This window comes from Streptomyces sp. ATexAB-D23 (genome assembly GCF_000373645.1).
GTDB classification, from domain to species: Bacteria; Actinomycetota; Actinomycetes; order Streptomycetales; family Streptomycetaceae; genus Streptomyces; species Streptomyces castrisilvae.
On record NZ_KB892013.1, the window covers coordinates 476,929 to 491,105 of the forward strand.

10 protein-coding genes are annotated in these 14,177 nt (G+C 71.3%); 2 read left to right on the top strand and 8 right to left on the bottom strand.

The genetic code is table 11. The features are described from left to right. Positions 1-113: 113 nt before the first annotated feature. The 5 genes from B082_RS0115210 to B082_RS0115230 all read right to left on the bottom strand — a co-directional run bounded on the left by B082_RS0115210 (position 114) and on the right by B082_RS0115230 (position 7,574). Positions 114-1,394, bottom strand: a complete 1,281-nt coding sequence (locus B082_RS0115210) for a glycoside hydrolase family 16 protein (protein WP_018552667.1) — start codon at positions 1,392-1,394, stop codon at positions 114-116. 332 nt (positions 1,395-1,726) lie between these two features. Then, on the bottom strand, positions 1,727-3,409 hold the full coding sequence (locus tag B082_RS0115215; RefSeq protein WP_018552668.1) for an ABC transporter family substrate-binding protein: 1,683 nt from the start codon (positions 3,407-3,409) through the stop codon (positions 1,727-1,729). Between the two features lie 64 nt (positions 3,410-3,473). Next, on the bottom strand, positions 3,474-5,663 hold the full coding sequence (locus B082_RS0115220) for an ABC transporter ATP-binding protein (RefSeq protein ID WP_018552669.1): 2,190 nt from the start codon (positions 5,661-5,663) through the stop codon (positions 3,474-3,476). Beyond that, positions 5,660-6,589 (bottom strand): ABC transporter permease subunit, encoded by a 930-nt coding sequence (locus B082_RS0115225; protein ID WP_018552670.1) that lies wholly within the window; start codon positions 6,587-6,589, stop codon positions 5,660-5,662. The genes B082_RS0115220 and B082_RS0115225 overlap by 4 nt, the downstream gene beginning before the upstream one ends. A 1-nt stretch (position 6,590) precedes the next feature. Further along, a complete protein-coding gene (locus tag B082_RS0115230; protein ID WP_018552671.1) occupies positions 6,591-7,574 on the bottom strand; it encodes an ABC transporter permease subunit in 984 nt (327 codons plus the stop codon). Between the two features lie 354 nt (positions 7,575-7,928). Here B082_RS0115230 and B082_RS0115235 point away from each other — a divergent pair, with 354 nt between their 5' ends. Next, the gene (locus B082_RS0115235) at positions 7,929-8,993 is read left to right on the top strand and encodes a lipoate--protein ligase family protein (RefSeq protein WP_026249813.1); all 1,065 of its coding nucleotides are present in this window, start codon (positions 7,929-7,931) and stop codon (positions 8,991-8,993) included. Between the two features lie 22 nt (positions 8,994-9,015). On the opposite strand, the gene B082_RS0115240 is transcribed toward B082_RS0115235, so the two are convergent. Further along, positions 9,016-10,551, bottom strand: coding sequence for an amidase (locus tag B082_RS0115240; protein WP_026249814.1), 1,536 nt, complete (start codon positions 10,549-10,551; stop codon positions 9,016-9,018). 232 nt (positions 10,552-10,783) lie between these two features. On the opposite strand from B082_RS0115240, the gene B082_RS0115245 reads away from it, so the two are divergent. Beyond that, positions 10,784-11,557 (top strand): hypothetical protein, encoded by a 774-nt coding sequence (locus B082_RS0115245; RefSeq protein ID WP_018552674.1) that lies wholly within the window; start codon positions 10,784-10,786, stop codon positions 11,555-11,557. Here the strand turns inward: B082_RS0115245 and B082_RS0115250 are convergent. Together B082_RS0115250 and B082_RS0115255 are read right to left on the bottom strand one after the other, a co-directional pair. Continuing rightward, positions 11,520-13,073: an NCS1 family nucleobase:cation symporter-1 gene (locus B082_RS0115250; protein ID WP_018552675.1), complete on the bottom strand. Its 1,554-nt coding sequence runs from the start codon at positions 13,071-13,073 to the stop codon at positions 11,520-11,522. The two genes, B082_RS0115245 and B082_RS0115250, sit on opposite strands and share 38 nt — an antisense overlap. A 79-nt stretch (positions 13,074-13,152) precedes the next feature. Beyond that, positions 13,153-14,169 (bottom strand): TIGR03842 family LLM class F420-dependent oxidoreductase, encoded by a 1,017-nt coding sequence (locus B082_RS0115255; RefSeq protein WP_018552676.1) that lies wholly within the window; start codon positions 14,167-14,169, stop codon positions 13,153-13,155. Between the last annotated feature and the right edge of the window lie 8 nt (positions 14,170-14,177).

A 14,177-nucleotide genomic window follows, 5' to 3' on the forward strand; every position in this document is an offset into this window, starting at 1 on the left:
CCCAGCTAAGCATGCGCGGCCCCGGCGCCCTCGACCCGGTGGGGGTCCGGCCGCCGGGACGCGCGCGGCCCCCCGGCACGGGAGTGCCGGGGGGCCGCGGACGAGGGGGTCGGTCAGCCGTTCACCGTCCACTTCTGGTTCGCGGTGCCCGCGCAGGTCCAGATCTGCAGGCGGGTGGAGTTGGCCGAGCTGTTGCCGGTGACGTCCAGGCACTTGTCGGCCTGTGGGTTGACGATGTCACGCGCCCCGCTGACCGCCCACTTCTGCGCGGCCGAGCCGTTGCAGTCCCAGAGCTGGACCGGGGTGCCGTCGGCCGTGCCGCCCGAGGCCACGTCGAGGCACTTGCCGAGCGCCCGGATCGTGCCGTCCGTGCCGACGGTCCACCGCTGCGCTTCGCTGCCGTTGCAGTCGTAGAGCTGGACCGGGGTGCCGTTGGCGTTGCTCGCCGCCGCGACGTCCATGCACTTGCCGGCCAGACCCGTGATCCGGCCGCCCGTCCCGGTCGCGCCGTCGTCGCTGGTGGTGACGCGGACGTGGTCCACGACGAGCTGCTGGGGGAAGGTGGTGCCGCCGTCCGGGTCGCCGGGCCAGTAGCCGCCGACCGCGAGGTTCAGGATGAGGAAGAAGGGCTTGTTGAAGGCCCAGGGGTTGCCGCCGGTGTCGGCGGGGGTGCGGTGCTGGTAGACGTTGCCGTCGACGGACCAGGTGATGGAGTCGGGGGCCCAGTCGACGGCGAAGGTGTGGAAGTCGTCGGCGAAGGCCTGGCCGCCGGGCAGGGTGTAGCCGGCGCCGATCCCCGCGGAGCCGGAGTAACCCGGGCCGTGCAGGGTGCCGTGCACGGTGGAGGGCTCGAAGCCGACGTTCTCCATGACGTCGATCTCGCCGGAGTTGGGCCAGCCGACCTGCCCGATGTCATTGCCGAGCATCCAGAACGCCGGCCACATGCCCTGCCCGCGCGGGACCTTCATCCGCGCCTCGACGTGACCGTACTGCTGGGTGAATTTGCCCGAGGTGTTCAGCCGTGCCGAGGTGTACTGACAGGTGCCGTACCAGCACTGGTAGTTGGACGGGTTCTCCTTGCGGGCGGTGATGACCAGGTGGCCCTGGCCGTCCAGCGCGGCGTTGTTGTTCCCGGACGTGTAGTACTGCCGCTCGTGGTTGTCGACGTTGTCGCCGGTCTCGATCTGCCACTTGGCGCCGTCCACGGCCGAGCCGGCCGGGCCGTCGAACTCGTCGGCGAACGTCGTCGTGGCGGCCGCCGCCGTCTGCGACATCGGGGTGGCGGTCGCGGTGGCGGGACCGCCGCTGCCCACCAGGCCGGCGGTGGCCAGGGCGAGAGCGAGTGCCGGGAGCACGGAGCGCAGCAGGCGGCGCGAGAGACGTGGGGAGTCCATGACTCTCCCTTCCGGGGTGTGAGGGGGAGGAAGGGGAACCCTGCCGTGCACACGATGAGCATGTGCATGACAGGTACAACAGACGCAACAGACGCAAAGCACTTGGTTCGCTACGTGATTTAAGAAGTGAACGAAGTCGGTGTCAAGGCTTTGGTCCGGACCACTGGCCCCACGGCCCCGGGCTGCCCCGCGGGGTGCGCAAACATCCGCGTACACCACCGCACGTACCGGACAGGAGTCGAAGCGACCACGGGCCGGTGAACGGCACCGGTCCGCAGGCGTTGACGTCAGGCCTGCGGACCGGTGGATTCAGCGCTGTGCGGCGACGGCCGTCACTTCTGCCAGCCGATCGTCTCCGGGAGCGGGGAGAAGAAGATCGTCGCGCCGACGTTGGCGAGGCCCTTCTTCACGCTGTAGGTCGACGGGCCGCTGAACAGCGGAAGGAAGGCGTAGTCCTGGAGCGCCTTCTTCTCGACCTTGTTGACCGCGGCGACCTGCTCGTCGAGATCGGCGATCTCGGTGGTGGCGCGGATCTCCTTGTCCAGGGCCGGGGAGCCGGCACCGGTCAGGTTGGAGTCACGGTCGGAGCAGAAGAAGTCGCACAGGTAGCGGGCGCCGAACGGGTCCATGGAACGGTTGCCGGCCAGGAAGATGTCGAACCTGCGGTCGCTGAGGATCTTGGAGAAGTCCGCCTCGTCCGCCTTCTTGATCACCAGCTTGACGCCCACGGGCTTCAGCATCGCGACGAAGGCGCCCGCGATGGCCTTGTCCAGCGGGTCGTCGCCCAGGAGGGTGTAGCCGATCTCCAGCTTCTTGCCGTCCTTGGCCCGGACGCCGTCGCTCCCGGGCTTCCAGCCCGCCGCGTCGAGTGTCTTCCTCGCCTCGTCCGGCGCGTACTTCAGTACGGACGAGAGGTTGTCCTCGTAACCCTTCTGGAAGCTGTAGAGCACCGCCGAGCCGGGCAGCGGCTCCTCGTAGTCGAGCCCCTGGAACTGGATCTTCGCGATCTGGGCCCGGTCGACGCTCTGCTGGACGGCCTTGCGGACGGCCTTGTCCGAGAGGGAGGCGGACTTGGTGTTGAAGTAGAGCGAGTACTCGAACGGGCTGCCGCCGCTGCGGATCTCCGTGCCCTTGAGCCCCTTGACCTGCTTGAGGCTCTCCGCGTCGACGGCGGAGGTGTAGTCGAGCTGGCCGTTCTTGAAGGCGTTGACGGCGGCGGTCGACTCGAGGTTGACGTAGACGCGCTTGTCGAGCTTGCCCTTCTTCCCCCACCACTTCGGGTTGCGGACGAAGGTGATGTTGCCCGAGTGCGTGTCCCACTTGCCGACCGTGTACGGGCCCGCGCCCCACTCCGGGTGCGCCTTCTTCACGTACGCCTTGTTGAAGTTGGCGACGGTGGCGGCCTCGGGGTGCAGGAAGGTGGTGAAGAGGGTGGACCAGGAGGCGTTGACGCCCTTGAAGGTGATGACGGCCTGCTTGGCGTTCTCGCCCTTCGCCACCGAGGTGATCTTGTCGTAGCCGTCGGTGGACGAGGCGGCGAATTCCTTGTCGGAGCCGTTGTTGGCCTTCCAGGTGGCCTCGATCGCCCTCCAGTCGATCGGGGTGCCGTCATTGAAGGCGGCCTTCGGATTGATCGTCAGGGTGACCTTCTGGTTGCCGCCCTCGACATCGACCTTCACATCGCTGTAGTAGTCCGGGTTGTACTGCACCTCACCGGCCGGCGAGTACGTGATCGCGTCGGCGTTGTACCAGCCCCAGACCCGCGCCGCGGTCAGTGTCGCGTTGACGTTGAAGGGGTTGCCCTGGTCGTCGAAGGTCCCGGCAGTGGTGTACGTGCCGCCGTCCTTGATGTTCTCGTACGGCTGGGGGTTGTAGTCGACCGCGGCCGAGGCGGCCCTGGGGGCGTCCTTCTTCGCCCCGTCGGCGCCGTCGCTCCCGGAGGAGGACGAGCACGCGGTGGCGGCGACGGAGACGGCGGCGATGAGGGCGACGGGCAGGGCCAGTCTTGCGCGCATGGCGGAAGGGTTCCTTCTGGTTCGGGTGGGCGGGACAGAGTGCCCATGGGGGGGCGGGACGGCCTCAGGCGGCGTGACAGGCGTACGTGTGACCGGGCCGGCCGGCCGCCTCGGTGGGCGCGGGGCGTTCCGTACGACAGCGCAGCCGCACCTCCTCGCCGGCGAGCCGGTAGAGGGGGCAGCGGTCGACGAACACACAGCCGGCCGGCAGCCGGGCGGCGCTCGGCTGCTCGCCCTCCAGCACGACGCGTTCGCGGGTGCGTTCGCGCCGCGGGTCGGGGACCGGGATCGCGGACAACAGCGCCCGGGTGTACGGGTGCCGGGGGTCGGAGAACAGCGTCTCGGTGTCCCCGGTCTCCACGATGTGGCCCAGGTACATCACGGCGATGCGGTCGGAGACGTACCGGACGACGGCCAGGTCGTGGGCCACCACCAGGTAGGCCAGGCCGAGTTCGCGCTTGAGCCGGGACAGCAGGTTGATCACCCCCGCCTGCACCGACACGTCCAGGGCGGACAGCGGCTCGTCCAGGACGACCAGTTTCGGTTCGGTCGCGAGCGCGCGGGCGATGCCGATCCGCTGGCGCTGGCCGCCGGAGAGCGCGGCCGGGAAACGGTCGCTCACCGTGTCGTCCAGGCCGACCAGCGCGAGGAGTTCACGGACACGGGCATGGATCGACGCGCGGTCCCGGCCGATGGCCCTCAGCGGCTCGGCGAGCAGTTCGAAGACGGGCAGCCGTGGGTCCAGGGCCCCCATCGGGTCCTGCATCACGATCTGTACGTCGCGCCGCAACTCCCGCAGCCGGGCGCTGGATTCCGCCGTGCCGACCTCGGTCCCGGCGATCTCGATCCGCCCGCCCTCGGGCCGCTTCAGCCGCAGGATCTCCAGCAGGGTGGTGGTCTTGCCGCTGCCCGACTCCCCCACCAGGCCCAGGGTTTCCCCGGTCCGCAGTTCGAAGCCGACCCCGTTGACGGCCCGCAGCGTCCCGACCCGGCGCTTGAGGACGGCCCCCTTGGTGACCGGGAAGGTCTTCACGAGGTCCTCGACCCGGAGCACCACCTCCCCGACGGGCCGGGCTCCGTCGGCGGGCTCGACGGGCTCGACGGGCTCGACGGGCTCGACGGGCTCGACGGGCTCGACGGGCTCGACGGGCTCGACGGGCTCAGCCTGCCCGGTCTGCCCGGTCTGCCCGGCGGGCACAGCGGCCTCACCGGGCCCCGCCGGGCCGAGCGTCCCCGCGGCGATCTCCTCGGCGCGCAGGCAGGCCACGTCCCCGTGCCCGGTGATCCCGCGCAGGGCGGGCTCGTCCGTGCGGCACGCGTCGAGGGCGACGGCGCAGCGGCTCGCGAAGGGGCAGCCGGCCGGGAGGTTCACGAGGGCGGGCGGTTCGCCGCCGATCGGGACCAGGGGCCGGCGCACCCCGCTGTCCACGGTGGGCACGGCGGCGAGCAGGCGGGCGGTGTACGGCATGACGGGCCGCGCGAAGAGTTCGTCGACGCCCGCCCGCTCCACGAACCGGCCCGCGTACATGACGGCGATGTCGTCCGCGTGTCCCGCGACGACCCCGAGGTCGTGGGTGATGAGGACGAGTCCGGCGCCGGTCTCCTTCTGCGCGAGCCGCAGCACGTCGAGGATCTGGGCCTGCACGGTGACGTCGAGCGCGGTGGTGGGCTCGTCCGCGACGAGGACGGACGGCTTGTTGGCGATGGCCATGGCGATGACGACGCGCTGGCGCATGCCGCCGGAGAACTCGTGCGGGAAGGAGGCGGCCCGTTCGCGGGGGTCGGGGATTCCGACGAGGTCGAGCAATTCGACGGCCTGTTCCCAGGCGGCGCGCTTCGTGAGGCTCTGGTGGACGCGCAGGGCGTCGGAGAGCAGCCGGCCCACGGTGAAGATCGGCGTGAGGGCGGAGAGCGGGTCCTGGAACACCATCCCGATGGTGTTGCCGCGTATCGCGGAGAGCGCCTTGTCGTCGAGGCCCACCAGGTCCTGGCCGCCGAGCAGCACCTGCCCGCTCAGGTCGGCGGAGGGCGGGAGCAGGCCCATGATGCCCATGGCGGTGGCCGACTTGCCGGAGCCGGATTCGCCGACGATGCCGAGGGTGCGGCCCGGCAACAGGTCGAAGCCGATGCCGCGCACCGCCGCCACGGGGCCGGCCTCGGAGGGGAAGGTGATGCGCAGGTCCCGCACCGAGAGCACCGGGGTGCCCGCGTCGCCGGGCGGCGGGAAGGTGGAGAGGGTCGTCGCGAGGGTCATCGTCGGCCTCCTGCCGCACCGGTCACGGATGTGGGGTCCAGGGCGTCGCGCAGTCCGTCGCCGACGAAGGTCATCGACACGGTGAGCAGGACGACCAGGCCCGCGGGGAAGGCGAACAGCCAGGGCGCGCTGGTGACGGTGCTCGCTCCGTCCGCGAGCATCGTTCCGAGCGAGACGTCCGGGGTCTGGACGCCGAACCCGAGGAACGACAGGGCGGTTTCGCTGAGCACGGTCGCCACGACCCCGAGGGTGAGGTTGACGATCAGCAGCGAGCCGAGGTTGGGGATGATGTGGCGCAGGATGATGCGCGACGGGCTCACCCCCATGAATTCGGCCACCGTCACGTAGTCCCGTTCGCGCAGCGAGGTCGAGACGGACCAGATCACGCGCGCGGTGGACATCCAGCCGAACACCGTCAGCACGACGATGAGGACGCGCCAGTCGCCCGCGAGGCGGTGGGAGACCAGGGCGAGGATGAGGAAGGAGGGGACGACGAGCAGGAAGTGGATGGCGGCGAGCGTCGTCTTCTCCACCCGGCCGCCGAAGTACGCGGCGCTGGAGCCGACCACCGCGGCGACGACGATCGTCAGGACGGACACGCTCACGGCGATGGCCAGCGAGCGCCGGAGCCCGTGCACGGCCGACGCGTAGATGTCGTTGCCGCCCTGGTTGGTGCCGAACCAGTGGGTGGCGCTCGGTGCCTGGGTGAGTGCGGCGAAGTCGGCGTCGGAGTACGCGTACGGGGTGAAGAGGCCGCCGAACAGGCTGAACAGCACCAGCAGCGCGAAGATCGCCACCCCGGCGACGGCGAGCCGGTTGCGCAGGAAGCGACGCCCATGGAGCCGGGCCAGGCCGGACCCGCGCCGCGCGGGCGCCGGCTCCGTCGGACGGGCGGGTTTCATCAGTTCCGTGAGGTCCACGGCCATGTCAGCTCACCCTCACGCGCGGATCGAGGAAGACGGTGGCGATGTCCGCGAGGATCGCGCCGATCGCGGTCAGGGCGGCGGCGAAGGCGGCCGTGGCGACCGTGCCGTGGATGTCGTTCTTGCTGATGGTCTGGATGAAGTAGCGGCCCATGCCGTTCCAGCCGAAGATCGTCTCGGTGATGATGGCTCCGGTGAAGATGGCGGGGATGCTGAACGCCACGGAGGTCGCCGTCGGGATGAGCGCGGTGCGCAGGGCGTGCCGGCGGATCGCCTTGGTACGGGTGAGACCGGTGGCCCGCGCGGTGCGCACGTAGTCGGCGTTGATCGTGTCGAGCAGGAGCGAGCGCTGGGTCAGGTGGTAGCCGACGTAGCCCATCAGGGTCAGGGTCAGCGTCGGCAGGATCAGGTGCAGCAGGCGGTCTCCGATGGTGGGCAGCAGCCCCTCGACGTTCGGGGAGTTCTCGCCCGCGACGTAGAGGAAGTGCAGCCCGGCGTGCTGGTTGAGCCAGATCGCGACGAAGACGACGGCGAGCGCGGCGACGGAGGTGGGGACGTTGAAGACCGCGATGGACACGGCCTGCGAGATCCGGTCGGCCCAGCCGTACTGCCGGGACGCCGTGTACACGCCCAGCGTGACCCCGATGACGACGGACAGGATCGTGGCCATGACGACCAGTTCGGCGCTGACGAGCGAGCGGTAGCCGATCTCGCCGTTGACAGAGACACCGGTGGGCGACCTGCCCCAGTCGAAGTGGACGACGACGGAGGTGAGCCAGTCCCACCAGCGCTGCACGATCGGCACCTGCGGGTCGAGGTTGTAGGCCGCGAGGGCCCGGCCGATCTGTTCCTCGGTGCGTACGGGCCGCAGTTCCTTGAAGTTCGACCGGGGGTCCAGGAACCAACTGGCCAGGAAGTAGGTGGCGTTGGTCGCCACCACGATCATCAGGAGCCAGCCCGTCGCCTTGCGCGTCACATAGCGCAGCACGGGCGGCACCTCCTCACCGCGCACGGGAGGTGCGCCGTGGAGGCGCCGGATCTGAGGGGCGTATGCATGCGCGGTGGTGCTTTCTGGGGGGGGGAAGAACGTGCACAGACGTGCGATTGCCAGTCTTGACCGCGCTCCGGCGCCCGCACCAGCTCCGGGCGGGTCCCGCCACGACCTCGCAATACCGCTGTAGCAAACGGTCCGTACAGATCATGATTTGTACGGAACCGCCTTGCGCCGGGTTCCCGGCGGGGCCTCGGTGCGGCGGGCGGACTAAACCGCGCCTCGATGGCGTTGTGCCTGGTCGGAGCCCTTGCGCGGGCAAGCGGACCGGGCGGAAGTGGAGGCATGGCTGTGCACGGTGAGTACAAGATCCCCGGCGGCAAGCTGGTCGTGGTGGACCTGGAGGTCGAGGGCGGCGCGCTGCGCGGCGTCCGGGTGGCGGGTGACTTCTTCCTGGAGCCGGACGAGGCGATCCTCGCGATCGACGCGGCGCTGGAGGGCGCCCCGGCGACCACGGACACGGTGGCCCTGGCGGCCAGGATCGACGCGGCGCTCCCGGAGTCGACGGTGATGCTCGGCCTCACGTCGGAGGGCGTCGCCGTCGCCGTACGCCGGGCGCTGGCGCACGCCACGGAGTGGAGCGACTACGACTGGCAGCTCATCCACGACGCTCCGCAGTCCCCCGAGCTGCACATGGCGCTGGACGAGGTCATCACGGCGGAGGTCGCGGCGGGCCGGCGCCCGCCGACGCTGCGCGTGTGGGAGTGGGACTCCCCCGCGGTGATCATCGGCAGCTTCCAGTCCCTGCGCAACGAGGTCGACCCCGAGGGCGTCGAACGCCACGGCGTCACGGTCGTCCGGCGTGTCTCCGGGGGCGGCGCGATGTTCGCGGAGCCGAGCAGCACCATCACCTACTCCCTCGCGGTCCCCCAGTCCCTGGTCTCCGGGCTGTCCTTCGCCGACAGCTACGCCTACCTGGACGACTGGGTCCTTGAGGCCCTCGGCGACATGGGCATCAAGGCCTGGTACCAGCCGCTCAACGACATCGCGACCGAGGTCGGGAAGATCGCCGGGGCCGCCCAGAAGCGCGTGGTGGGCCCGGACGGAGGCCCCGGCGCGGTGCTGCACCACGTGACCATGTCGTACGACATCGACGCCGACAAGATGCTCGACGTGCTGCGCATCGGCAAGGAGAAGATGTCCGACAAGGGCACGAAGAGCGCCAAGAAGCGCGTCGACCCGTTGCGCCGGCAGACCGGTCTGCCCCGCCAGGCCGTCATCGAGCGGATGATCGACTCCTTCCGCAACCGCCACGGCCTGACCCGGGGCCAGGTGACCCCCGAGGAGCTGGCAGCGGCCGAGGAACTCGTCCGCACCAAGTTCGCCACGGATGCCTGGACGGCCCGGGTGCCGTAGGGAGACCCGGGCCTTCCGGGCTCTAGCCGAAGCCCGGCGGCCGGTGCTCGTGCCAGCGTCGGTCGCTCTCCAGCTGGGCGGCCAGCGAGATGAGGCGTTCCTCGCTGCGGGAAGGGCCGAGGAGCTGGGCGCCGACCGGCAGGCCGTCCGGGGTGAAGCCGGCCGGGAGGCTGATGCCGGGCCAGCCCAGCACGTTCCACGGCCACGCGTACGGGCATGCCTCGGTCATCGCGACATCGGTGCGCCAGGCGCTCAGCCCGTCGAACCTGCCGATCCGGGGCGGCGGCAGCGCCGTCGTCGGGGTGAGCAGCACGTCGAACCCGGCCCCGGAGCGCCCCCGGTGGAACAGCGCGCCGATCCGCCGGTGCTGATGCACCTCCCGGGCCCTGGCCGCGCGCACCACCCGGCCGCCGAGCCGGGTGCCGGTGCGCAGCGCGCTGCGGGTGCGCGCGTCCAGGAGCGCCGGCTCGGGGTGCAGGGCCGCGAGTTCGGCGATGCCGGCGGTGGCGCGGGGTACGAAGCCGAGGCCGATCAGCCCGTAGCGCGGCCGGGCCTCCTCGACGTGGTGGCCGAGCCGGGCCAGCGCCTGCGCGAGTTCGGCGACCGCGCGGAGCACGTCCGGATGGGGCGCCGTGCCGGTGAGGGTGAGCGGCGGGCGCCAGGCCAGGGCGATGCGCAGCCGGCCCGGGTCGCGGCGGGCGGCGGCCGAGGCGTCGATCGGCGGCGGGCGGTACGGGTCGTCGGGGTGCGGGCCCGCGACCGCGTCCAGCAGCAGGGCGGCGTCCGCGACGGTCCTGGCCAGCGGGCCGTTGACGGTGAGGCCCTGGAAGGCGTCGCTGTGCGGGTGCACGGAGATCCGGCCGCGCTGCGGCTTGATGCCGACGAGGTGGGTCCAGGCGGCGGGGATGCGGACGGAGCCCGCCCCGTCCGAGCCGAGGGCGGCGGGCACCAGGCCGGCGGCGACGGCGGCCGCCGAACCGCCGGAGGAGCCGCCCGGGGTGTGGCCGGTGTGCCACGGGTTGCGGGTGGCGCCGAACGCGGCTCCCTCGGTGAACGGCCACTGGCCCAGTTCGCAGGAGTTGGTCTTGCCGACGATCACGGCTCCGGCCGCGCGCAGCCTGCGTACGGCCTCGCTGTCGGCGGTCGCGGCGGGCCGGTGCCCGGCGCAGCCGAAGTGGGTGGGCATCCCTGCGACGTCGGTGTCGTCCTTGACCGCGACCGGCACCCCGAGCAGCGGCAACCGCTCCCCCGCCGCGAGCCGGCGGTCCGCGTCGGCCGCCTCGGCGAGCGCGGCTTCGGCGCGCAGGTGGCGGAAGGCGTTGAGGGTGCCCTGGCTCGCCTCGATCCGCGCCAGCGCGGCGGAGACCATCTCGGCGGAGGTGGCCCGTCCGTCCGCGAGGGCCCGAGCGGAGTCGGCGAGACCGGGCGGGGCCCCGGTCCGCGGCCGCGCGACGTCCGGTCCTGTCCTGGTCGGTCCCGGGCCGTTCGGACCCGGGACCGCCCGTCCCGCTCCGTCCGGTGCCGGGTCGTCCATTCGGGTGGTCTCCGCTGAGGACATGGGCCGTTCGCCTCCCTCGTACCGTCAGGTGCGTACACCTGTCCGCCACCTGTCCGCGCGAACGGACTTACTGGAGGGTAACGAGTGGGGGCGATCCCCTCAACCGTGCGGCGGCGCCCCGGGGACGGACGCCGATCGGTCCGAAGGGCGGCCTCCCCGCCCCCGGCGTACGCTCGATGTGTTCGGACCCAGTCACCCGAACAGTCCCGCCACGACCCTTCGAGGAGGCGACGTGACCGGCTCCCACCTCGGCACACGCCCGGCCGCATGGGCTGCGGCGATCCTGATCGGCGTCACCGGCACGGGCGCGCTCGGCGGTGTCGCCCACGCGGAGGACATCGACCACCTCACCGCCCAACAGATCGCCGACCGCTCCCGCGACGCGCTGCTCGGCGCGGACTCACTGCATGTGACCTCGCGCGGCGACCTCGGCAAGGGCGGCAGACCCATGTCCCTGGACCTCACCCTGGACCGGCACGGCAACTGCAACGGTTCGGTGGACCTGGGCCGGAGCCAGGGATCGGTGCTGATCGTCAAGCGCGGCGACGACGTGTGGCTGAAGCCGGACGCCGACTTCTGGAAGAACCAGGTGCCCAACGGCGGTTCGGCCTTCGCCGCGATCCTGGGCGACCGCTATCTCAAGGCGCCGGCCGACAACCCCCGGCTGCGCACGCTGACCAAGACGTGTGACCTCAACACCTTCCAGAAGCTCGTCAGCGACAACGCGAACGACGACACGGGCACCCTCAACAAGGGCCGGAAGACGACACTCGGCAAGCAGTCGGTGGTGCCGCTGACCAGGATCCGCGGCAACACGACGCTGACGGTGGACGTGGCGGCGACCGGCAAGCCCTATCCGCTGCGGCTCACCCTGCGCGGCGACAACGGCGCGGACGCGGTCGTGAACCTCTCGGACTTCGACGAGCCGGTGCCCAGGACCACGCCCGCGCGGGACGAGTCGTTCGACGTCAGCGCCCTGCTGAGCCGCTCATCCTCCCCGGTGTGACGTCTCGGCGCCCCATGAGGAGCACGTACAGCACCAGCGAGGAGACGAGCCCGACCGCCCAGCCGTAGTCGGCGAGGGGCTTCAGGAACGGGATCAGGCCGTCCGCGGGGAAGGGCCCCTTCCCGGGCTCCGAGTGCGAACCGCCGATCGCCAGTACCCCGCCGACGGCGAAGGCGGTGACGGCCCGCCAGTTCCAGCCGCCCGCGTACCAGTAACGGCCGCCCGGCCGGTACAGGTCGGCGAGGTCGAGCACGGTGCGCCGCACGATCCAGTAGTCGGCGATCAGGATGCCCGCGACCGTACCGAGCAGTCCGCCGACCAGGCCGAGCCAGGTGAAGATGTACAGCTCGGGTGTCTCGGTCAGCTTCCACGGCATGATCACGACGCCGACGACCCCGGTGACCAGCGCCCCCGTACGGAAGTTGACGAACTTCGGCGCGAGGTTCGCCAGGTCGTACGCGGGTGAGACCACGTTCGCCGCGATGTTCACGGAGATGGTCGCGACGAGCACCGTCACCAGGGCGTAGAGGAGCCCGAAGACGTTGTCGGTGTGGGCGACCAGCTCGACCGGGTCCCAGATCGCCTCGCCGTAGACGGCCTGCGAGCCCGAGGTGACGAGCACCGAGAGCAGCGCGAAGAGGGTCATGGTGGTGGGCAGGCCGAGCGACTGGCCGCGGATCTGGGCCCGTTGGCCCGCGCCGAAGCGGGTGAAGTCGGGGATGTTCAGGGAGAGCGTCGCCCAGAAGGCGATCATCCCCATCAGGGAGGGGAAGAAGACCGGCCAGAAGTCCTTGCCCCAGCCGAGCCTGGAGGGCTGGTCGAGCAGCGGCCCGAACCCGCCGGCCTTGACGGCGACCCAGATCAGCAGCACCAGGGCGCCGACGATGACGAAGGGCGCCGCCCAGTTCTCGAACCGCCGCAGGGCGTTCATCCCCCGGTAGATGATGGCGAGTTCGAGTGCCCAGAACAGGACGAAGCACAGCCACAGCGTCCAGGGCTGCCCGCCGACCTCGGCCGCCTCGGCCCAGCCGCCGAACACCTTGCCCAGCAGGGTGAAGATGCCGACCCCGCCGATCCAGGTCTGGATGCCGAACCAGGCACACGCCACCGCTGCCCGGATCAGGGCGGGCAGGTTGGCGCCGCGCAGCCCGAACGACGCCCGTGCCAGCACCGGGAAGGGGATGCCGTACTTGGGCCCGGCGTGCCCGGTGAGCAGCATCGGCCCGAGCACGATCAGGTTGGCGAGCGCGATGGTGAAGACGGCCTGCTTCCAGTCCATGCCGAGGGCGACGAGACCGGAGGCGAGCAGCCAGGAGGGAATGTTGTGGGCCATGCCGACCCAGAGGGCGGCGAAGTTGTACGTGGTCCAGTCGCGCCGTTCCAGGGGGACGGGCAGCAGGTCCTGGTTGACGAAGCGGTTGTCGTCCGGGGCGGCGCCGGGGCCGAGTTCGACGCGGTCGGGCGGGGCGGCGGGTATCGGGTCCTGGGACGGGGGTGGCGGGGCGGTCGATGTCATGGCGGCTGAACCCTTCGCTCGGGGCGGTGCCGTGCGGGGAGCGGGCGCGGGGGGTGTGGGGACGGCCGGGGGGCGGCCGTCAGTCGGTGAGGGCGGGGATGACGGTGGAGCCGTAGGCGTCGATGGTCGCCTCGCGGGCGTCGTGCATGTTGTAGACGGCGAACTGGTCGACGCCCAGCCCCTTGAGGTGCTTCAGCTTCTCGATCTGGGCCTCGGCCGGGCCGAGCAGGCAGAAGCGGTCCACGATCGCGTCGGGGACGAAGTCGGTGGACGGGTTCCCGGCGCGGCCGTGGTGGCTGTAGTCGTAGCCCTGCCGGCCTTTGATGTACGCGGTCAGCTCGTCGGGGACGAGGCCGGAGTGCTCGCCGTACCGGGAGACGAGGTCGGCGACGTGGTTGCCGACCATCCCGCCGAACCAGCGGCACTGGTCGCGGGCGTGGGCGAGGGCGTCCGGCGAGTCGTCGGCGGTGACGTAGGCGGGGGCGGCGACGCAGATCGTCACGGCGTCCGGATCGCGTCCGGCCCCGGCCGCCGCGTCCCGTACCGCCTTGATCATCCACTCGGTGAGGTACGGGTCGGCGAGCTGGAGGATGAAGCCGTCGGCCTTCTGCCCGGCGAGCGCGAGCGCCTTGGGACCGTACGCGGCCATCCAGACCGGGAGCCGGCCGTCCTTGACCCAGGGGAGCCGGACCGGCTGCCCGTCGACGGCCGCCTCGCGGCCCTCGGCGAGGTCGCGGATGACGTCGATGGCCTCGCCGAGCCTGGCCAGGGTGTTGGGGCGGCGCCCGGCGACGCGCATCGCCGAGTCGCCCCGGCCGATCCCGCACACGGTCCGGTTGCCGTACATGTCGTTGAGCGTGGCGAAGGTGGAGGCGGTGACCTCCCAGGTGCGGGTGCCGGGGTTGGTGACCATGGGGCCGACGACGAGGTGGTCGGTGTGTTCGAGGATGCTGCTGTAGATGACGAAGGGCTCCTGCCAGAGCACCGCCGAGTCGAAGGTCCAGCCGTAGCGGAACCCGTTGCGTTCGGCGCGGCGCATCAGGCCGACGACGGCCGATGCGGGCGGGTCCGTCTGGAGGACGAGTCCGAAGTCCATGCCGTCAA

Bases quoted from the DNA above. Each gene is read 5' to 3' on its own strand.
- B082_RS0115240 (WP_026249814.1), bottom strand. From the start codon at position 10,551: ATGTCCTCAGCGGAGACCACCCGAATGGACGACCCGGCACCGGACGGA.
- B082_RS0115250 (WP_018552675.1), bottom strand. From the start codon at position 13,073: ATGACATCGACCGCCCCGCCACCCCCGTCCCAGGACCCGATACCCGCC.
- B082_RS0115215 (WP_018552668.1), bottom strand. From the start codon at position 3,409: ATGCGCGCAAGACTGGCCCTGCCCGTCGCCCTCATCGCCGCCGTCTCC.
- B082_RS0115255 (WP_018552676.1), bottom strand. From the start codon at position 14,169: ATGGACTTCGGACTCGTCCTCCAGACGGACCCGCCCGCATCGGCCGTC.
- B082_RS0115225 (WP_018552670.1), bottom strand. From the start codon at position 6,589: ATGGCCGTGGACCTCACGGAACTGATGAAACCCGCCCGTCCGACGGAG.
- B082_RS0115210 (WP_018552667.1), bottom strand. From the start codon at position 1,394: ATGGACTCCCCACGTCTCTCGCGCCGCCTGCTGCGCTCCGTGCTCCCG.
- B082_RS0115220 (WP_018552669.1), bottom strand. From the start codon at position 5,663: ATGACCCTCGCGACGACCCTCTCCACCTTCCCGCCGCCCGGCGACGCG.